General features: G+C 69.9%; 14 protein-coding genes and 1 tRNA gene. 4 read left to right on the top strand and 11 right to left on the bottom strand.

Annotated elements, in window-relative coordinates; translation table 11 throughout:
• Positions 1-9 precede the first annotated feature (9 nt).
• Positions 10-1,143, bottom strand: coding sequence for an ABC transporter substrate-binding protein (locus CXY79_RS09265; protein WP_233191387.1), 1,134 nt, complete (start codon positions 1,141-1,143; stop codon positions 10-12).
• Positions 1,144-1,303: 160 nt separating this feature from the next.
• Between CXY79_RS09265 and CXY79_RS09260 the strand changes: the two genes are divergently transcribed.
• Complete coding sequence (locus CXY79_RS09260) at positions 1,304-2,503, top strand: winged helix-turn-helix domain-containing protein (RefSeq protein WP_104100844.1); 1,200 nt, start codon at positions 1,304-1,306, stop codon at positions 2,501-2,503.
• A 16-nt stretch (positions 2,504-2,519) separates the two neighbouring features.
• On the opposite strand, the gene CXY79_RS09255 is transcribed toward CXY79_RS09260, so the two are convergent.
• The 5 genes from CXY79_RS09255 to CXY79_RS09235 all read right to left on the bottom strand — a co-directional run bounded on the left by CXY79_RS09255 (position 2,520) and on the right by CXY79_RS09235 (position 8,142).
• Positions 2,520-3,407: a M48 family metallopeptidase gene (locus CXY79_RS09255; protein WP_104100843.1), complete on the bottom strand. Its 888-nt coding sequence runs from the start codon at positions 3,405-3,407 to the stop codon at positions 2,520-2,522.
• A gap of 12 nt (positions 3,408-3,419) precedes the next feature.
• Complete coding sequence (locus tag CXY79_RS09250; protein WP_104100842.1) at positions 3,420-3,986, bottom strand: LemA family protein; 567 nt, start codon at positions 3,984-3,986, stop codon at positions 3,420-3,422.
• 153 nt (positions 3,987-4,139) lie between these two features.
• Positions 4,140-5,597 (bottom strand): glycoside hydrolase family 1 protein, encoded by a 1,458-nt coding sequence (locus tag CXY79_RS09245; protein ID WP_104100841.1) that lies wholly within the window; start codon positions 5,595-5,597, stop codon positions 4,140-4,142.
• Positions 5,594-6,907: a D-arabinono-1,4-lactone oxidase gene (locus CXY79_RS09240; RefSeq protein WP_104100840.1), complete on the bottom strand. Its 1,314-nt coding sequence runs from the start codon at positions 6,905-6,907 to the stop codon at positions 5,594-5,596. The genes CXY79_RS09245 and CXY79_RS09240 overlap by 4 nt, the downstream gene beginning before the upstream one ends.
• On the bottom strand, positions 6,904-8,142 hold the full coding sequence (locus tag CXY79_RS09235) for an alanine racemase (RefSeq protein WP_104100839.1): 1,239 nt from the start codon (positions 8,140-8,142) through the stop codon (positions 6,904-6,906). Before CXY79_RS09235 ends, CXY79_RS09240 begins: the two co-directional genes overlap by 4 nt.
• A gap of 219 nt (positions 8,143-8,361) precedes the next feature.
• Here CXY79_RS09235 and CXY79_RS15980 point away from each other — a divergent pair, with 219 nt between their 5' ends.
• The 3 genes from CXY79_RS15980 (at position 8,362) to CXY79_RS09220 (ending at position 12,055) form a co-directional block, all read left to right on the top strand.
• Positions 8,362-10,533, top strand: coding sequence for a hypothetical protein (locus CXY79_RS15980; RefSeq protein ID WP_158250263.1), 2,172 nt, complete (start codon positions 8,362-8,364; stop codon positions 10,531-10,533).
• Positions 10,534-10,774: 241 nt separating this feature from the next.
• Positions 10,775-11,095, top strand: coding sequence for a hypothetical protein (locus CXY79_RS09225; protein WP_158250262.1), 321 nt, complete (start codon positions 10,775-10,777; stop codon positions 11,093-11,095).
• 33 nt (positions 11,096-11,128) lie between these two features.
• Positions 11,129-12,055 (top strand): Ppx/GppA phosphatase family protein, encoded by a 927-nt coding sequence (locus tag CXY79_RS09220; protein WP_104100837.1) that lies wholly within the window; start codon positions 11,129-11,131, stop codon positions 12,053-12,055.
• Between the two features lie 578 nt (positions 12,056-12,633).
• Here the strand turns inward: CXY79_RS09220 and CXY79_RS09215 are convergent.
• From CXY79_RS09215 to CXY79_RS09195, 5 genes are all read right to left on the bottom strand, one after another.
• Positions 12,634-12,709: transfer RNA gene (locus CXY79_RS09215), tRNA-Leu, on the bottom strand.
• Between the two features lie 79 nt (positions 12,710-12,788).
• Entirely contained in the window at positions 12,789-14,321 is a 1,533-nt protein-coding gene (locus CXY79_RS09210) for an NAD(P)/FAD-dependent oxidoreductase (protein WP_104100836.1), read from the bottom strand.
• 38 nt (positions 14,322-14,359) lie between these two features.
• Positions 14,360-15,640: a S8 family serine peptidase gene (locus tag CXY79_RS09205; protein ID WP_369827965.1), complete on the bottom strand. Its 1,281-nt coding sequence runs from the start codon at positions 15,638-15,640 to the stop codon at positions 14,360-14,362.
• Positions 15,637-16,158, bottom strand: a complete 522-nt coding sequence (locus CXY79_RS09200; protein ID WP_104100835.1) for a DUF501 domain-containing protein — start codon at positions 16,156-16,158, stop codon at positions 15,637-15,639. The genes CXY79_RS09205 and CXY79_RS09200 overlap by 4 nt, the downstream gene beginning before the upstream one ends.
• Positions 16,155-16,631, bottom strand: coding sequence for a septum formation initiator family protein (locus CXY79_RS09195; protein WP_134343481.1), 477 nt, complete (start codon positions 16,629-16,631; stop codon positions 16,155-16,157). Before CXY79_RS09195 ends, CXY79_RS09200 begins: the two co-directional genes overlap by 4 nt.
• Between the last annotated feature and the right edge of the window lie 120 nt (positions 16,632-16,751).

Below are 16,751 nucleotides of genomic sequence, written 5' to 3'. Positions count from 1 at the left end.
CCGCGCCGGCTACCGGACAGCTGCGGCCCACTTCGCGCCGAGGAGCGCGGCCCCCGCGGCGCTCTCCGCCTCGGAGGGGACGACCGTCTCGGCCGGGGCCGCAGGGAGTGCGGCGAAGAGCGCGGCGTCGATGGTGCCGGCCGCCGCCATCGCCTCGGCGCGCACGGGGCGGGCGCCACCGGAGAGCCAGAGGTTCTGGCCCTCGTCGCTGTAGAGGAATTCCTGCCAGAGCCTGGCTGCGGCCGGGTTCGGGGCATCCTTGTTCACGGCCTGGTTGTAGTAGCCGGCGTACCCGGTTCCCGGAAAGACGACGACCTCCCAGTTGCGCTCGCCCGCCAGACTCGTGCCGTAGCCCACGTTGAGGTAGTCCCAGTCGAAGACCACCGGGGTCTCACCCGACGCGATGGTCGCCGAAGTCGGGTCGATCTTGACGAAGTTGCCGGCCTGGTTGAGCTCGTCGAAGAAGTCGATGCCGGCCTGGAAGTCACTCACATCGCTCCCGCTCTGCACGGTGGCCAGCCCGACAGCGGCGAACGCAGCCCCGGCCTGTGTCGGGTCGCCGTTGATCGCGACCTTGCCCGTGTACTCGGCGCCGAGCAGGTCACGCAGCTCGGTCGGCGCGGGAACGGCGTCGGGGTCGTAGCCGACCGCCAGGTAGCCGCCGTAGTCGCCCGTGTACAGCCCGGAGGCCTCCTTGAGCGCATCCGGGATTTCGGCCCATGCCGCCACCTGATAGGGCGCGAAGCGATCGGTGCTGGACAGCGCCACCGCGAGGCCCAGGTCGAATACGTCGGGGGCAGTGTCCTGCCCGGCGAGGTTGTCCGCGGCCAGGATCTCCTCGGCGCTGGACGCGTCCGGCGAGGCCTCGGTGATGGTGATCTCCGGGTACTTCTCGGAAAATGCGTCGAGCACGGCGCCGTAGTTGGCCCAGTCCCGCGGCAGGGCGATCACGTTCAGGGCGCCTTCGGCCCGGGCCGCGTCCTCGAGGGCGGCCAGGTCGCCGAAGGCGGAGAGGCTGGTCGCGGAGGCGGCATCGACCCCCGTGGTGCCGGGACCGGCATCCGCGGCACCGGAGCAGGCGGACAGGCTCAGGGCGAGGGCGGTGGCCGTGGCCAGGGCGGCCAGGATGCGGGTGGTGAACAAGTTTCCTCCGTCGGACCGGTGTCGGCCGCCGCGCGAGAACGCGGACGTGTGGAGCCGGGTAGCCGGTAAAAGCGAGGCTAGGAGCAGCCGTCGACCGTGAGGGGGTGCGCCGCTGAACATCGGGTGAATGCCGTCTGAAGCGTGCCACTAGGGTCGGAGAGTGGTGCAGACGATCTCCCCAGCCCTTGCCCGCCGGATCGCGCTCGGCGCGCAGGGCTTCGGCCGCCCGCCGTCAGTGACGCCGGGCATCCGTCAACTGGATGCCCTGGTGAACCGGCTCGGGCTGCTGCAGATCGACTCCGTGAACGTGTTCGAGCGCAGCCACTATATGCCGGCGTTCAGCCGACTCGGCGCCTACGACAAGGCGCAGCTGGACCGGCTGACCTCGGGCCGCGAATCCCGGTTCACCGAGTACTGGGCGCACGAGGCATCGTTCCTGCCGCGCGACGCCTGGCCGCTCTTCGGCTGGCGGATGCGCGAATTCCGGACCCGGTCGGCAACCGAGGCGTGGGCTCAGGGCAACCGGCCGATGCTCGACTGGCTGCTCGCCGAGCTTGCCGCCAACGGTCCCCTGCGCGCGAGCGCCATCGAGCACGACGCGAACCGCCGCCGCAGCCCGTGGTGGGGCTGGTCGGACGTGAAGACCGGGTTGGAGACCCTGTTCCGCTGGGGCGACGTGGCGATCTCGGGCCGGGAACGGTTCGAGCGGGTCTACGGGCTGCCGGAGCAGGTGTTCCCGCGGGAGTTGCGGGAGCGCACGATCGGCCGGGACGACGCGCACCGCGAGCTGGTGAGTCGCTCGGCGCGAGCGCACGGAATCGGCACGGGGAAGGACTTCGCCGACTACTTCCGGTTGCGCGGCCCGGCGACCCTGGCGGCCATCCACGACCTCGAGGATGCCGGCGAGCTCATCCCGGTCGAGGTGCCGGGCTGGGGTGCGGGCGGCGCATCGGGGGGCGCCTGGTTGCACCGCGACGCGCGGCTCCCGCGCCGGGTGGATGCCGCGACCCTGCTGTCGCCGTTCGACCCGGTCGTCTGGGAACGGGCGCGCGCGTTGCGCCTGTTCGGGTTCCACTACCGGATCGAGATCTACACGCCCGAACCGAAGCGGGTGTTCGGGTACTACTGCCTGCCCGTGCTGCTCGGAGACACGATCGTGGGCCGGGTCGACTTGAAGAACGACCGGCAGGCGCAGGTGCTGCGGGTGCGCGCGGCCTGGGTGGAGCCGGGCGCGCCGTCGGACACGGCCGGGCGTCTCTCATCTGTTCTCAAGGAGGCCGCCGCCTGGCAGGGCCTGCCACAGATCGAGGTGGAACGGCGCGGCAATCTCGCCGAGGCGTTGGCCGCCGAGCTGCGTTAGCGGCCGTCGAAGCAGGTCAGAACTTGCGGCCCATCGTGTGCAGGCGCTCGACGCGCTCGGCGATCGGCGGGTGCGTGGCGAAGAGCTTGTCCATCACGCCGGGCTTGAGCGGGTCGGCGATCCAGAGGTGGGCCATCGAGGTATTCTGCTTCTTCATCGGGCGCCCGAAGGCCTCGAGCTTGCCGAGTGCGCTGGCCAGGGCGTCCGGATGCCGCGTGGTCAGGGCGGCCGTCGCATCCGCCAGGTATTCGCGCTGCCTCGACACCGCAAGCTGCACGATCGTGGCGATCAGGGGCGCCACGAGCATGGCGACGAGACCGACCACCATGATGACGGGGCTGCCATTGTTTTTGCTGTTCCGGCCGAAGAACGCCATTCGAAGGAAGATGTCCGAGATGAACCCGACGGCGACGACGAGGCCGAACACGACCATCGACAGGCGGATGTCGTAGTTGCGCACGTGGCCGAGCTCGTGCGCCATGACGCCCTCGAGCTCGGAGTCGGTCATGATCTCCAGCAGGCCGGTGGTGGCCGCGACGATCGCGTGTTCCGGGTCGCGCCCGGTGGCGAAGGCGTTCGGCGCCGGGTCGTTGATGACATAGATCGCGGGCATCGGCGTGCCGGTGGTGATCGAGAGGTTCTCGACGATGTTCCAGAGCCTCGGATTCTCCGATTGATTGGTGATGCGGATGCCGCCGCTCATCGCGATCGCCTGGCGACCGGCCACGAAGTACTGCACCACGGCATACCCCGTGGCGAAGACGACCGTGAAGATCAGGATGCTGTAGTCACCGGGCGTGCTATAGACCGCGTTGGCGAGCCAGCCGAGACCCGCGATGATGGCGATGAACAGGATGATGATGAAGACGGTGTTGCGCTTGTTGCGCGCAATTGCGCTGTACATGGAAGCCGTCCGCTAGAACTGAACGCGAGGCGGCTCCGCGATGGCGGCGGAGTCGGACACCTCGAAAAAGTCTCGCTGGGTGAACCCGAGGTTGCGGGCGATGAGGTTGTTGGGGAAGACCTGGATCTTCGTGTTCAGTTCCCGAACGCCGCCGTTATAGAACCGGCGTGAGGCCTGGATTTTGTCCTCCGTGTCGACAAGCTCGCCCTGCAACTGCAGGTAGTTCTGGCTGGCTTGCAGCTGCGGGTACGCCTCCGCTACGGCGAAGATGCTGCGCAGCGCGGTCTGCATGTGGTTCTCGGCGGCGGCGGCCTCGGCCGGACCCTGCGCGTTGAGCGACTCGGCCCGTGCCTTCGTGACGTTCTCGAAAACGGCCCGCTCGTGTGCCGCGTAGCCCTTGACCGTCTCGATCAGGTTCGGGATCAGGTCGGCCCGGCGCTTCAACTGAACGGTGATATCACTCCATGCCTCGTCCACGCGCACTTTGAGGGTGACGAGAGAGTTGTACGTGGCCCAGAGGTAAATCCCAATGATGACGACGAGTGCAACAACGATGAGGACCGGGATGAGCCATTCCATGGCAGCTTCTCCTTGAGGTGAGGCGGGGCGGGCAAGCAGGCCGCGGCGGCGTTTTTTACGACGCACGAATTATCATAACCGCGCGCCCTGAGGCTCACATGCGCTTCCCGACACACTCCAAGTAACGCGGCGACGACCGGCCCCACGCGACCGTCAGCGGGCGGAGAGCACCGTCTGCAGCCAGCGGTAGGAAGACTTGGGGGTGCGGGTGCAGGTGCCGCTCTGGAAGTCGACGTGCACGAGGCCGAACCGTTGGGTGTAGCCGGCCGTCCATTCGAAGCTGTCCAGCAGGGACCAGACCAGGTAGCCCTGCAGGGTGACCCCGTCGGCGATCCCGCCGGGGGCCACCGCGGCGAGCGCCGCCGTGATGTGCTCGGCCAGGTAGTCGATCCGCGCCGGATCGTGCACGGCACCCCACGTGTCGGCGACGTCGGGGAAGCTCGCTCCCCCGGCCGTGATGCAGACGGGCGGCAGGTTCTCCGCGTAGCGGTCGCGCAGTTCGCCGAGGGCCACACCGAGGTATTCGGGCGCGATGGCCGTGCCGGCGTTGGTCACCGGGAACTCGCGAAACGGGGTGACGTGGAAGGGAAAGGCCACGACCTTTTCCGGCGGCCCGCTGGGCGGCGGCCCGTTCAGGGTCTTCGGGGCAGCGGCGCCGGCCTTGATCCGGCTCGGCTGGGAGTAGCCCAGCCCGTAGAAGTCGAGCGGCTGGTGGATGGTGCGGAGGTCGTCCGGGTCGGTTTCCAGCAGCATCCGCATCGGCACCTGGTAGGGCTCCGGCGGTTCCGGGTAGCGGCCGAGCAGCACCGCGTCGGCGTAGACGCGATTGTGCAGCACGTCGAAGAGCGCGGCGGCAACCTCGTCGGCTTCGCGGCCGCTGGCGGATTGCACGGGCGAGTGCACGTTGGAAATCCCGATCCGGCCGCGCACATCGGCGGCGCGCAGCCCCTGCACAGCGAGTCCGTGAGCAAGCAGCTGATGGTGCGCCGCCGGCAGGGCACCGAAGAGCCGGGCCTCCCCCGGGGCATCCGTGCCGAGGGCGTAGCCGTTGAGGGTCACCGTCGCGGGGTCGTTCAGGGTCAGCCAGGAGTCGATCCGGTCCCCGAACACCTCGCCGACCTGGTGGGCGTAGTCGCCGAACCGCATCGCGGTGTCTCGGTTCAGCCAGCCGCCGCGCAACCGCAACGGGGTGTCCCAGTGGAACAGGGTCGCCATCGGGCTGATCCCCGCGACCAGGAGCCCGTCGAGCAGCCGGTCGTAGAAGGCCAGGCCGGCCCGGCTGAGCGAGCCGCGGCCATCGGGCTGCAGCCGGGACCAGGCCAGGGAGAACCGATAGACGTCGACGCCCAGTTCGCGGAGCAGCGTGACGTCCTCCTCGAGCCGATTGAAGTGATCGGTCGAAACGGATGCGTTGGAGCCGTCACGGATGCGCCCGGCGGTGGCCGTGAACGTGTCCCAACTCGATTCGCCGCGACCGCCCTGCCTGGCGCCACCCTCGATCTGGAAAGCGGACGTTGCCACGCCCACGGTGAAGCCGTCGGGCAGCCGGTCTCCCAGCTCCCCCGCACGGTGTTCCCAAGCACGGGCGGCGGGGGTGTTGCTGTTGCTCATCGACCCAGGACTCTTTCCAGATAGCTGTTGCTGAAGCGGCGCTCCGGGTCAAGCCTGTCACGCACCGAGAGGAAGTCGTCGAAGTGCGGATAGTCGGTGCGGAGGGACGCCGCATCCCGGTCGTGCGTCTTGCCCCAGTGCGGACGCCCGCCGTGCGCGCGCATAATGGCCTCGACCGCCTGGAAATACGCAGCCGGATCCTCCCGGTAGTAACGGTGCACGGCGATGTAGCCGGTCTCCCGGCCCGCTGCGGTGGACAGCCAGACGTCGTCGGCGGCGGCCGAGCGCACCTCGATCGGGAACGAGATGCGCCAACCCCGCGCCTCGATCAGCGCCCGCACTTCCCGCAGCGCGGCCGGTACCAGGGCGCGCGGCAGGGCATATTCCATTTCTTGAAAACGCACCGTGCGGTTCGTCAGGAACACGCGGTGGGAGACATCCGTGAATTCGCGTCTGCCGGTCAGGCGGGCGGCGAGTCGGTTGAATCCGGGGACTGTCGCCGGCGCCACGGCGCCCAGGGCGCAAATGCCGCGGTAGACCCCGTTCGCGAGCAATTCGTCGTCGACGAAGCGGGCGACCTTGCCGAGCGGCGACCGGCCGGACTCCAGGGGCAGCCGGGTGTTGGTCTTGGTCAGGGCGGTCTCGGTGTGCGGGAACCAGAAGAACTCGTAGTGATCGCTGTGGTCGGACCGGTCGAGGTAGTGCTCCAGGACTTCCTCGAGCGGCTCGGCCGCCTCCACCGCGTGCAGCAGGAACGCGGGCACGCACTGCAGGGTCACGTCCACCACGATTCCGAGCGCACCGAGACCGAGCCGGGTCGCGGGCAGCAGCTCCGGGTTCTCCGTGGCGCTCACGCGCAGCAGGGTGCCGTCACCGACCACCAGGGTCAGCGCCACGATCTGGGTGGCCAGGCCGCCGTACCGGCCGCCCGTGCCGTGGGTCCCGGTGGACGTGGCGCCGGAGATCGTCTGCCGGTCCACGTCGCCCAGGTTCGGCAGGGCCAGACCGTAGGGCCGCAGCAGCCGCGGCAGTTCGAACAGTCGGGTGCCCGCGGCCAGAGTGACCTGCCCGGCCACGGTGTCCACACCGATCAGCCCGGCGAGGTCAAACAGGTCAAGCTGGACCCCGGGCGCGAGCGCGATGCCCGAGAAGCTGTGCCCGGAGCCCACGGCCTTGACCCGAAGGCCCACCGCCCCGGCCGCCACCACGGCGCGCTGCACGGCGGCGACGCTCGACGGCCGCTCCACGCGCACCGGGGTCACCGCCTGGTTCCGGGCCCAGTTGCGCCACACCGCTCCGCTCGCACTCACAGAAAGGCCTTCCCCTCACCCCGGTAGGTCGGCAGGATATCGACCACCTTTCCATTCTCGACCAGCGCGAACTCGTTCACGTGCTCGCTCAGCTCCCCCGACTTGGTGTGCCGCGCCCAGACGCGGTCACCGACGCGGAGCCGGGCCGCACCGACACCGGTGAGCGGCGCCTGCACCTCACCGGCCATCTCCCGCGGCGCCAGGCTGAGGCCCTCCGGCCAGACCACGCGGGGCAGCCGGTCGGCCCCGGGCACGCCGGACGCGATCCAGCCGCCGCCGAGCCGTACGGCCGTGTCGGGGCTGGGCTTCCGCACCACCGTGAGGGCGACCGCGACCGCGGCCGCAGGCGCGGGCCGAAAGCTCGCGAAATTGTCGAAGAGGTGGCCGCCGAAGAAGCCGCTGCCGACGGCAATGTCGGTGACGGATGCGTCGGCGCGCGTGCTCTCGACCGAGCCGGTTCCGCCCCCGTTCACGAACTCGAGGGGCGCGACCTCGCGCACCGCGGCGACGGCCGCGCTGCGCCGCTCCCTGAGCTCGCCAACGGACCGGCGCCGCACCCAGCGGGTGACCAGGCCCCGGAGCGGTTTCCCGGCCGGCCTGTCGCCGATCCCAGCCACCTGCGCCTCATAGGACATCACGCCGACGAGGACGAAGCCGGGGTGGGCGACGATGACCGCGGCGACCCGGCGGGCCTCGCCGGGTGTGTGCACGGGTGAACGCCAGACGCCCAGATGGCCGAGCACGGGGGCGTCCCAGGCCGCGTCGAGTTCGAGGCAGACCCGGATCGGGGTCCGGCTGCCGGGCGGAAGCACGGCGTCGATGACGTCGAGGTGCGCGATCGAGTCGACCATCGGGGTGACCGCCCTGGCCAGCTCGGGCGAGCGGCCCAACTTCCGGATCGCGGACCGGTCGGCCGTGGGGTAGCCGACGACGACATCCGTCACCGTCTCAGCCAGCCAGAGCGCCTCCGCCAGGGTGTAGGCCAGCACACCCCGATAGCCGGGCACGGCCAGGATGGCCTCAAGCACGCCACTCACCCGAATCGACTTCGACGCGACCCGGAGGGAGGTGCCGGCCGCGCGGTCCAGCAGGTCGTGCGCGTTGTGGCGCAGGGCACCCAGGTGGAGGGCGGCGACGGGGGCGTCCAGGTGCGCCGTCGCGGCCGTGAGCTCGGGCCAGAACAGCCCCGGGGTCTGCCACGGCCGGCCCGTAAGGCGGTGGGAGAGGTCGAGCATCGGCGCACCGCCTTCAGTAGCCGGGATTGAGGATACCCGGCGCGGTGACCCAGCCACAGCCGCCCCGTGCTCTTGCGCGGGGAAGCAGCAGCGTGGATGTTCCGACGCCAGTATGGCCTATGGCCCCCGCCGATCACGAATGGGTGCCGTCGCCGTCAAATTGCGTGTCGCACGTTGACTTTCCCGGCGCTGGCCCGTGAAATGGTCACAGGGGGAATCATGTACGGGACACGTATGGCCGGTTCGGGCGGAACGCCCGGGCGCCGTCGCCGACGGTGGACGCCCGGCACCCTGCCTCTGTTCGTCGCCCTGGTCGGCCTGTCTCTCCTCGGCGTGCCGGGCGCGGCGTTCGCCGAACCGACTGCCGCAGCCACGCCGGCTCCCACACCGGCTCCCACAAGCGAGCGGGACACCAAGGCGGCGCCGACGAACGCGCCGGCCATCGTCAGCCCACCGCCGGGCAGTTTCGTGGGTAGCGGAACCACCACCGTCTCCGGCACGGGCGAAGCCGGCCGGGAGATCCGGTTGCTCTCCCCCGTCGACGGTCAGGACCCGCTCTGCTTCGCCGTGGTCGACGGCGCCGGCCAGTGGAGTTGCGCCGCGGTTTCCCTGCCGAGCGGGCCATCCGTGCCGCTTCGCGTCGTCGTCACCGGAGCCGCCGACCTGACCGACGAGCACACGATCGCCGTGTTGTCCGCCCCCCGGGTGACGGGCGGTCCCACCGGTGGGAGCCTGACCAACGGCACGGTGCGCGGCACCGGCTATCCGGGGGCGTCCGTCGTCATCACGGTGAGCGGCGGCCCGCGCTGCACGGCCACCGCCGACTCCTCCGGCAACTGGTCGTGCACGTTCGCCGACGGCCTCGCCGGCGGGCAGGCCGAGGTCTCGGCCAGCCAGCAGACGAGCTACAGCAATCCCTCATGGTCCAATTCGAGCGCACCGGTCGACCTCGTCTTCGACCTCGACCGTCCGGCGCCGCCCACGCTGACCACGCCGGCGAGCGGCGCCCAGCTGCCGCTCACCGACGCCGGGTACATGGGCACCGGAGAAGAGGGTGCGACCGTGACCGTCTTCGCCGGGTCATATTCGGTCTGCAGCGCCGTCGTCGCATCCGGGTCGTGGAGTTGCTCGGCGGGCGGAGTCGCTGCCGGTACCTTCCGGGTGATCGCGGTGCAACTCGACCTGGCCGGCAACCTCGGCCCGGGCAGCCCCGGGGTGGACGTGCTCTACGGCGTCCCCACCCCTTCCCCCTCCGGCTCGACCGGCCCCGAGGCGACCGCCCCGTCCGCCGACGCCCCCGCCGCCCCGCCGCCGGCCGAGGAGTCGGCACCGGCGGAAGCCCCGCCCGGTTCTGCAGCCCCGGCCTCGCCGGCACCGCAGGCAGACCGTCCGGCCGTGGCCCTGGCCACACCGCTGCCGGGCGGCTGGAACGACCCCACCCGGTTCGCCACGGCAGTGCTGCCGCCGTGGTCGACCCCCGACCTCTCCTGGTTCCAGGCGGCGTTGCTGGCGCTCGGTGCCCTCCTGCTGCTCTGCATCCCCGCGCGCCTCCTCGCCGGGACCGTGTTCCGGGCCACGGACGGCCACCCGCTCTGGCAGAGCATGCCGATCGCGGGCCGCAACCGCTCCCGCGAGGAATTCGAGACCGTTCCCGAACTACCTCTGAACCGGTGGCTGGTGGCCGGCGCCGCCGTGCTGGCCGCGGCCACCCTCGTCATGCTGTCCGGGCCGGTCACCAGCCAGCCTGCCTACCTGCGGCTGCTCCTCGCCGTGGCGCTGGCCCTCCTCATCGTCAACGCGGTCGGAGCACTCGTTCCGCTCTGGTGGAGCTCCCGCGTGTGGCGGACGAAAGCATCCGTGACTTTCCTGCCCCGCTACCTGCTGCTGGTCGCCCTGACCGCGTTGGCCTCCCGGGCTTTCGACGTTCACCCGGCGCTGGTCTTCGGGCTGCTCGGCAGCGTCACCGTGGCCCCCGAGGTACTGACGCCGAGGCGCGGCCCACTCGCCGCCGTTCGGGCCGGCAGCCTGATCGGGCTGGCCGTGGTCGGCTGGCTGACGCTGGGCCTGCTGCCGGCCGCGGACGGCTTCCTCAGCGCGCTGGCGGCCGAGATCATCAACAGTGTGGTGCTGGCCGCGATCGGTTCGGCAGCGCTGGTGCTGATCCCGATCGGACGCACCAGCGGACGGAGCATCCTCGCCTGGTCACCGCCGATCTGGGCGTGCCTGACCGTGCTCGCCTTCACGATCATGTTCGGAGTGCTGTCCCCGGCGGTGGAACTCTGGCACGAAGGTGGCAGCCTCAGCCTGTGGTGGGTGGCAGGCACCCTGTTCGCCGCCCTCAGCATCGGGGCCTGGGCCTGGCAGCGGTTCGTCACGCCCGCCCGAGTCTGAGCCTCGGCCACCCCCGATGATTCCGCCGAGAGGGCGCGGGGTCAGGCCCGCCGAGAGGTCACGCGGCCGGTCAGGCCCGACGGATCAGGCCGGCCTGCCGGGCGTGAGGACACCCCGAGCTTCGGGTAGATGTGTGGCGGCCTGCTGCTCGTGGTGGCGATGCTGTTCGGCATCTCGGCGCTGGTCTTCGGCGCGTTCTTCACGGTCTGGAGCATCCAGCGGCACGTCCAGCCTGCTCGCCGTGGCGTCCACCCTGATCACGCCCGACAGCGGGTCCGTGCACATGGGCGAAATCGATGCGACCCTGCTGTCCCTGGCCGAAAAGGCGCAGCTGCGCTGGGATCGGCTCGGCATCGTCTTCCAGCAGTCGAACCTTATGCCGGATGCCGTGGGTCTTCTGGGCCAGGCCGGCAAACGGCCCGCGCGGCTCACCGTCGAGCACGACACCGCCACGGTGCTGGTCACCCACGACCAGCGGCTGCTGCCGCTGCCGCTGGTGGACTTCCTGCACACCATGGTCGACGGCACCCGAACGACGAGCCGCCACAGCATCAGCGCGTAACGGCGCGTCCGCGCGCACGCTATCGTCGAGAGCGTGCGCCTCGGAGTCCTTGATGTCGGTTCGAACACCGTCCACCTGCTGGTCGTCGACGCGCACGCAGGCGCCCAGCCGGTGCCGATGGCCTCCGACAAGGCCGTGCTGCGCCTGATGCGCTACCTCACCCCTGAGGGCGCCATCACCGAGGAGGGGTGCACCGCCGTGCTCGAGTCGGTGCGGAACGCGGCCGAGGTGGCCCGCCGCCACCACGTCGACGACCTCCTGCCGTTCGCTACCTCCGCACTCCGTGAGGCCGTGAACGGGCCCGAACTGCTCGCCCGGGTCGAACGGGAAACCGGGGTCGCCCTGCAGGTCCTGTCCGGCGAGGACGAGGCCCGACTGACGTTCCTGGCCGTGCGGCGCTGGTACGGCTGGTCCGCCAGGGACATCCTGCTCTTCGACATCGGGGGCGGCTCCCTGGAGATCGCCGCCGGCGCGAACGAGGTGCCTGCGGTCGCGCTGTCGCTGCCGCTGGGCGCCGGCCGTTCCACCATCGGCTTCCTGCACGACGACCCGCCGCTGCCCGCGCAGGTCTCCGCCCTCCGCGAGCACGCCGCCGCCGTGCTCGCGGAAGCCCTGGTGGCGTTCGAGGGGCTCCCGGCGCCGCACCACGTCGTCGGTTCGTCCAAGACCATCCGCTCCCTGGCCAAACTGGCCGGCTCCACCGCGGAGGGTTTCGGTTCAGGCGAGCGGATGCAGCTGAGCCGCTCGCAGCTGAGCGACTGGGTCCCCCGGCTGGCCCGGATCCCGGCTGAGGCGCGCCCGGCGCTGCCCGGCATCACCGCCGACCGCACCTTCCAGATCGTGGCGGGCGGCATCGTGCTCCACGCGGCGATGGCCGCGTTCGGGGTGACCGAGCTGGAAGTGTCGCCGTGGGCGCTCCGCGAGGGCATCATCCTGAGGTATCTGGACCACCTGGAGTAGCTGCCCCTAACCAATTCGACGGAGATTCTGCCGAGAATGGCGCCAAACAGACGGGAACCGGGCTCTGAGGCCAAAATCTCCGTCGAATTGGTTCCGCCCTCGGCCGACTGGACTCCAACAGAGTGACGCCGTGAGCGGAAAGCGCGCGGGGCGTCGGTGGTGCAAAGCGCCGGTGACGCCGAGGGAGCGGCCGGGTCGGCGCAGCGCCTTGGCCGTGAGCGGCGCGCCCTCGCCGGTCGTGATGGTTCCGCGCCCGGGCAGCACCTTCGCCGTGGTGATCACTTCCAGAAGAAGAACCGGGTGATGTCCCACGTTGTTTGCAGAAAGCCCCTGACACCGTTCCTACATCGGGGAATGGCACGTGGCAGGAGGCATCGACCGTTTCACTCGCGGATCGTAGCGCGACGAAACCGGGCCGGACAGGCTGCCTCACCCGGCACAGACCGGGGGCAGGGATTTACCGCGGCATCCGTTCAGGGTCTGCCGGCAGGTTGAACGACGCTGCATGGATGCTGTCGCCCGGGCGGCGGGAGTCGAGGCCGTGACGCGGTGACGCGGTGACGCTGTGACGTACCGTGTGGTGCCCCCGCTGGGGGTCGAACCCAGACTGTGACGATTTTAAGTCGTCTGCCTCTGCCATTGGGCTACGGGGGCACGCCCGGCGAAACCGAACGCCTCAAGCGTAGGGGCTGCGGGCGTCATCGGTTTCTCTCGGTGACGCCCGCAGACGCTGTTACTTGACGGCTGCGGTCGCCGCGGCCTTCTCGGTCGTCCCTGCCGGAGCGACTTCCGCAGCCTTGTCGGCCGCGGTCTTTCGCGGGGCTCGGGGTGCACGCGCCGTTGCCTTGGCGGCGGGACCCGTGCCGGGGCCGGCTACGGTGGCCGCTGCCTTGGCCGATGCGGCGACGGTCACCGGAGCCTTGGCCGGAGCGGCAGAATCCACGACCGGCTTGGGCCGCGAGGCAAACTCCGCGAACGTGGCCCGCGGGTTCTGCACCGCGGCCAACGAGACGATGTCGCGACCGAGGAAGAAGTTGTTCATCCAACCCCAGATGATGCGCAGCTTGCGCTCCCAGCTGGGCATGGCCAGGCCGTGGTAGCCGCGGTGGGCGAACCAGGCCGGCAGACCCGTGATGGCGATCTTGCCGGACTGGAAGACACCGGAACCGATGCCGAGGCCGGCGACGGCACCCAAGTTCTTGTGCAGGTATTCCTCGGGATTCTCGCCGCGCAGCACCGCGACGATGTTCTTCGCGAGGAGCTTGCCCTGGCGAACCGCGTGCTGAGCGTTGGGCACGCAGAAGCCGCCCACTCCCCCGCCACTCAGGTCGGGAACGGCGGTGATGTCGCCGGCGCCCCAGGCGTCCGCGATGATCTCGTCATCGGTTCCGACGCGCAGGTCGGGGCGCACCTGCAGGCGACCACGATCTTCGATCGGCAGGTCGGTGTGGCGCACGATGGCCGGGTTAGCCATGACTCCGGCTGTCCAGACGATCAGATCGGTCTCGAAGCTCTCACCGGTGGACAGTTCGACCTTGCCGTCGACCGAGCTGGTCAGCTGCGTGTTCAGGTGGATTTGCGCGCCGCGTTCGTCGAGGTGCTTGATGACCCAGAGGCTGGTCGGCAGCGAAACTTCGGGCATGATGCGCCCCATCGCCTCGATCAGGTGGAAGTGGGTGTCGTCGAACCCGATCTGCGGGTAGGACTTCAGCAGCGATGACGCGAAGGAACGCAGCTCTGCGAAGACCTCGATGCCGGCGAAGCCCCCGCCGATGACGACGAAGGTGAGCAGGCGGTCGCGCTCGGGGCCGGCCGGAAGTTGGGCAGCCTTGTCGAAGTTGGTGAGCACGCGGTCACGGATGGCGACGGCTTCCTCGATGGTCTTCAGACCGATGGCCTGGTCCGCGACGCCCGGGATCGGGAACGTGCGCGACACGGCGCCGGCCGTCACCGCGACGACGTCATAGACGAATTCGTAGGGCTCGCCAATGGGCGGGGTGATGGTCGCGGTTTTCGTGGCGTGGTCGATGTGGGTGACCTTGGCCGTCACGACGTTGGTCTTCTTGAGGTGACGACGGTGCGCGACTGCGGCGTGGCGACCCTCGATGGAGCCGGCTGCGACCTCCGGCAGGAACGGCTGGTAGGTCATATACGGCAGAGGGTCGACCATGGTGACCTCGGCCTCGCCGGCGCGAAGCCATTTCTCCAGCTTCCACGCGGTGTAGAACCCGGCGTAGCCGCCACCGACAATAAGAATTTTGGGCACTATGAAAGTCCTCCTACATGATTTGGCTGCACGAAAACTTACCGTTTTGACCGGATTCGCTTGATGTGCCGAGTGGCCCCGGTGCCGAGCAGCGTTACCAGAGTACCAAACCCGACCAGGACGAGGAGCGGCACTGTGACATACGTCAGCGTGAGCGGGCTGGGCAACCATGCCGCGACGACGCTGGGGGCAGGCAACGCCGGGTCTTCCTGCGGCGCGACCGGCACCTGCGTGGCGGTCTGCGGCGTGGGCTCGACCTCGGTGTCCGCCCGCCGGTGTACCCGGATCCACTCCTCCAGCAGGGCGGCCGGTTCCGGGCTCGTGGATGCCGGCACGGCCGCAGTGACCGCCGCCGCGGCATCGATCAGACCGTTGCCGTAGATCGGGCTGGGCACGACCCGCCCGTTCGGGTCGGCAGTTTCGATGACCCGGTTCATCACCTCCGCAGCATCGAGGCGGGGATAGGCGGCGCGCACCAGGGCGACCAGGCCCGACACGATGGGCGCGGCCGCGCTGGTGCCGTTCCACTGCACGTAGCCGCCGCCCGGAACGACGCCCACGAGTTGCTCGCTGGGCGCGGCCACCGAGATCGTGATGCCCTGCGAGGACGCGTCGAAGCTGGCGCCCTTGTTGCGGTCGACACCGGCGACCGTGAGCACCCCAGGGATGGTGGCCGGGGCTCCGACCTCGGTGGTGCCGCTGCCTCGGTTCCCGGCGGCGGCGACGACCACGACGTCGTTCTCGAACGCGTAGAGGAAGGCGTCGTCCCAGCTCGGCGGCCAGTCCAAGGTGTTGCGGGTGAGGGACATGTTGATGACGTCGGCGCCGTTGTCGACGGCCCAGCGGATGCCCTCGGCGATCTGGTCGTCGTTGCTGAGGGTGGCGTCGCTGGTGCCGAAGGCCACCGAGACGGCCAGGAGCGACGCCTCGGGAGCCACTCCCAGCACGCCGGACCCCTCACCCGTGCCGCGTCCGGCCAGCAGGGATGCCACCAGAGTCCCGTGCTCACTGCCTTCTCCGACGGGCGTCTGCCCATTGGCGGAGCCGAGCCCGGAGACATCCGTTCCGCCGACGACCGCACCGGTGAGGTCGGCGACGTCGGCGACACCCGTATCGATGACGGCCACCGTCACGCCCGCGCCACGGGTCGTATTCCAGGCCTGGGTGAATCCGTAGTCATTGAGCCAGTACTCAAGGTCACGCACCTGCGTGTTCTCCGCGAAGGCCGGCGCGGTCGGTGCAACGAAAGCCCCGCCCAGCGCCATGGTCAGGCCCAGGGCGACGCCCGCGCCGATCCGACGCCAGGCGGAGCGGGTCACTCGTCGGCCGTGGTGTAGTCGAGGCACTCGCAGACGGCGGGCGTCCAGGCCGCCCGGCCGAGGGCCAGATCTCCGATCGGGTTCACTCCGGGGCCTGCGGCCAGAGAGTGGGCGGCCAGCGCGTGCAGGCATTTCACGCGTTCAGGCATACCACCGGAGGAGATGCCGACGATTTCCGGAACCGTGCCCAGGATCTCGCGGTCGGCAAGGAAGCCCTCATGCGCACGCCGGTAGCGGGCACGCACCTGCTCGTCATCGGCCAGCAACTGGTTGTACTCGTTCATCACCTGGGTGGCCTCGAGGAACGACAGCGCGGCGGTCGCCGCGGGGTGCGTCAGGTAGTACAGCGTGGGGAAGGGGGTGCCGTCGGCAAGGCGCGGCGCCGTCGCCACCACGGTCGGGGCGCCGCAAACGCAGCGCGCGGCGATGCCCACGACGTTGCGGGCCGGGCGTCCCAGCTGAGCCGAGACGATGGTGATGTCGTCCTCGGTGACCGAATCGAAGGGAGGCCTGGTCATTTCGCGGCCTCGGGAGCCAGACCGGCCGTCATTACGGAGGCGAACATGGAGGAGAGCCAATCGACGTTGGTGGTTTGGATGGTGGGGGTGGCGACCGGTGCGGCCGCGTCGCCCGCGACGGGCAGGGCCAGATCGTTGATCACGAGGAAGCTCACGTCGCCGGGAAGCACATAGGACAGTCGGTCCCTGGCCTGCGTGGTGACGTAGGTGCGGTCGTTCCAGCGTTCCCGCTCACTCTTCAACTCTTCCACGGCGCCCTGCTGGGCCTCGACCGCCGCCGTGAGCGATTCGATCTGCTGGCGCTGGTCGGCGTAGGTGCGGATGCCGGGCGCCAGGACGATCACGGCCATGATCAGGAGGCCCATCATCACCAGGGAAAACCCGGACAGGCGCAGGCCGCGCAGCCAGCGAGCGGCCGCGGTCTCGGTCGGGGGCAGCGCGACGGGCTGTTCTTCGGCGCGTTTCCTGGCCACGGCAACTCCCTTCGTGAATCGCTGGTCGCGGTTGTCCCGCACTGGAACCCTAACCGCAATCGGACAAAAAAATGGAGCTCCCGAAGCCGCGGGGTGAACCCGCGCTCCGAGAGCTCCAGT

Origin of the sequence: Cryobacterium sp. M96, from assembly GCF_002929845.1 — a bacterium.
In the GTDB taxonomy this organism is placed as follows: Bacteria; Actinomycetota; Actinomycetes; order Actinomycetales; family Microbacteriaceae; genus Cryobacterium; species Cryobacterium sandaracinum.
The sequence above is the reverse complement of the archived record's forward strand: the minus strand, read 5'-3'. Positions and strand labels throughout refer to the sequence as shown.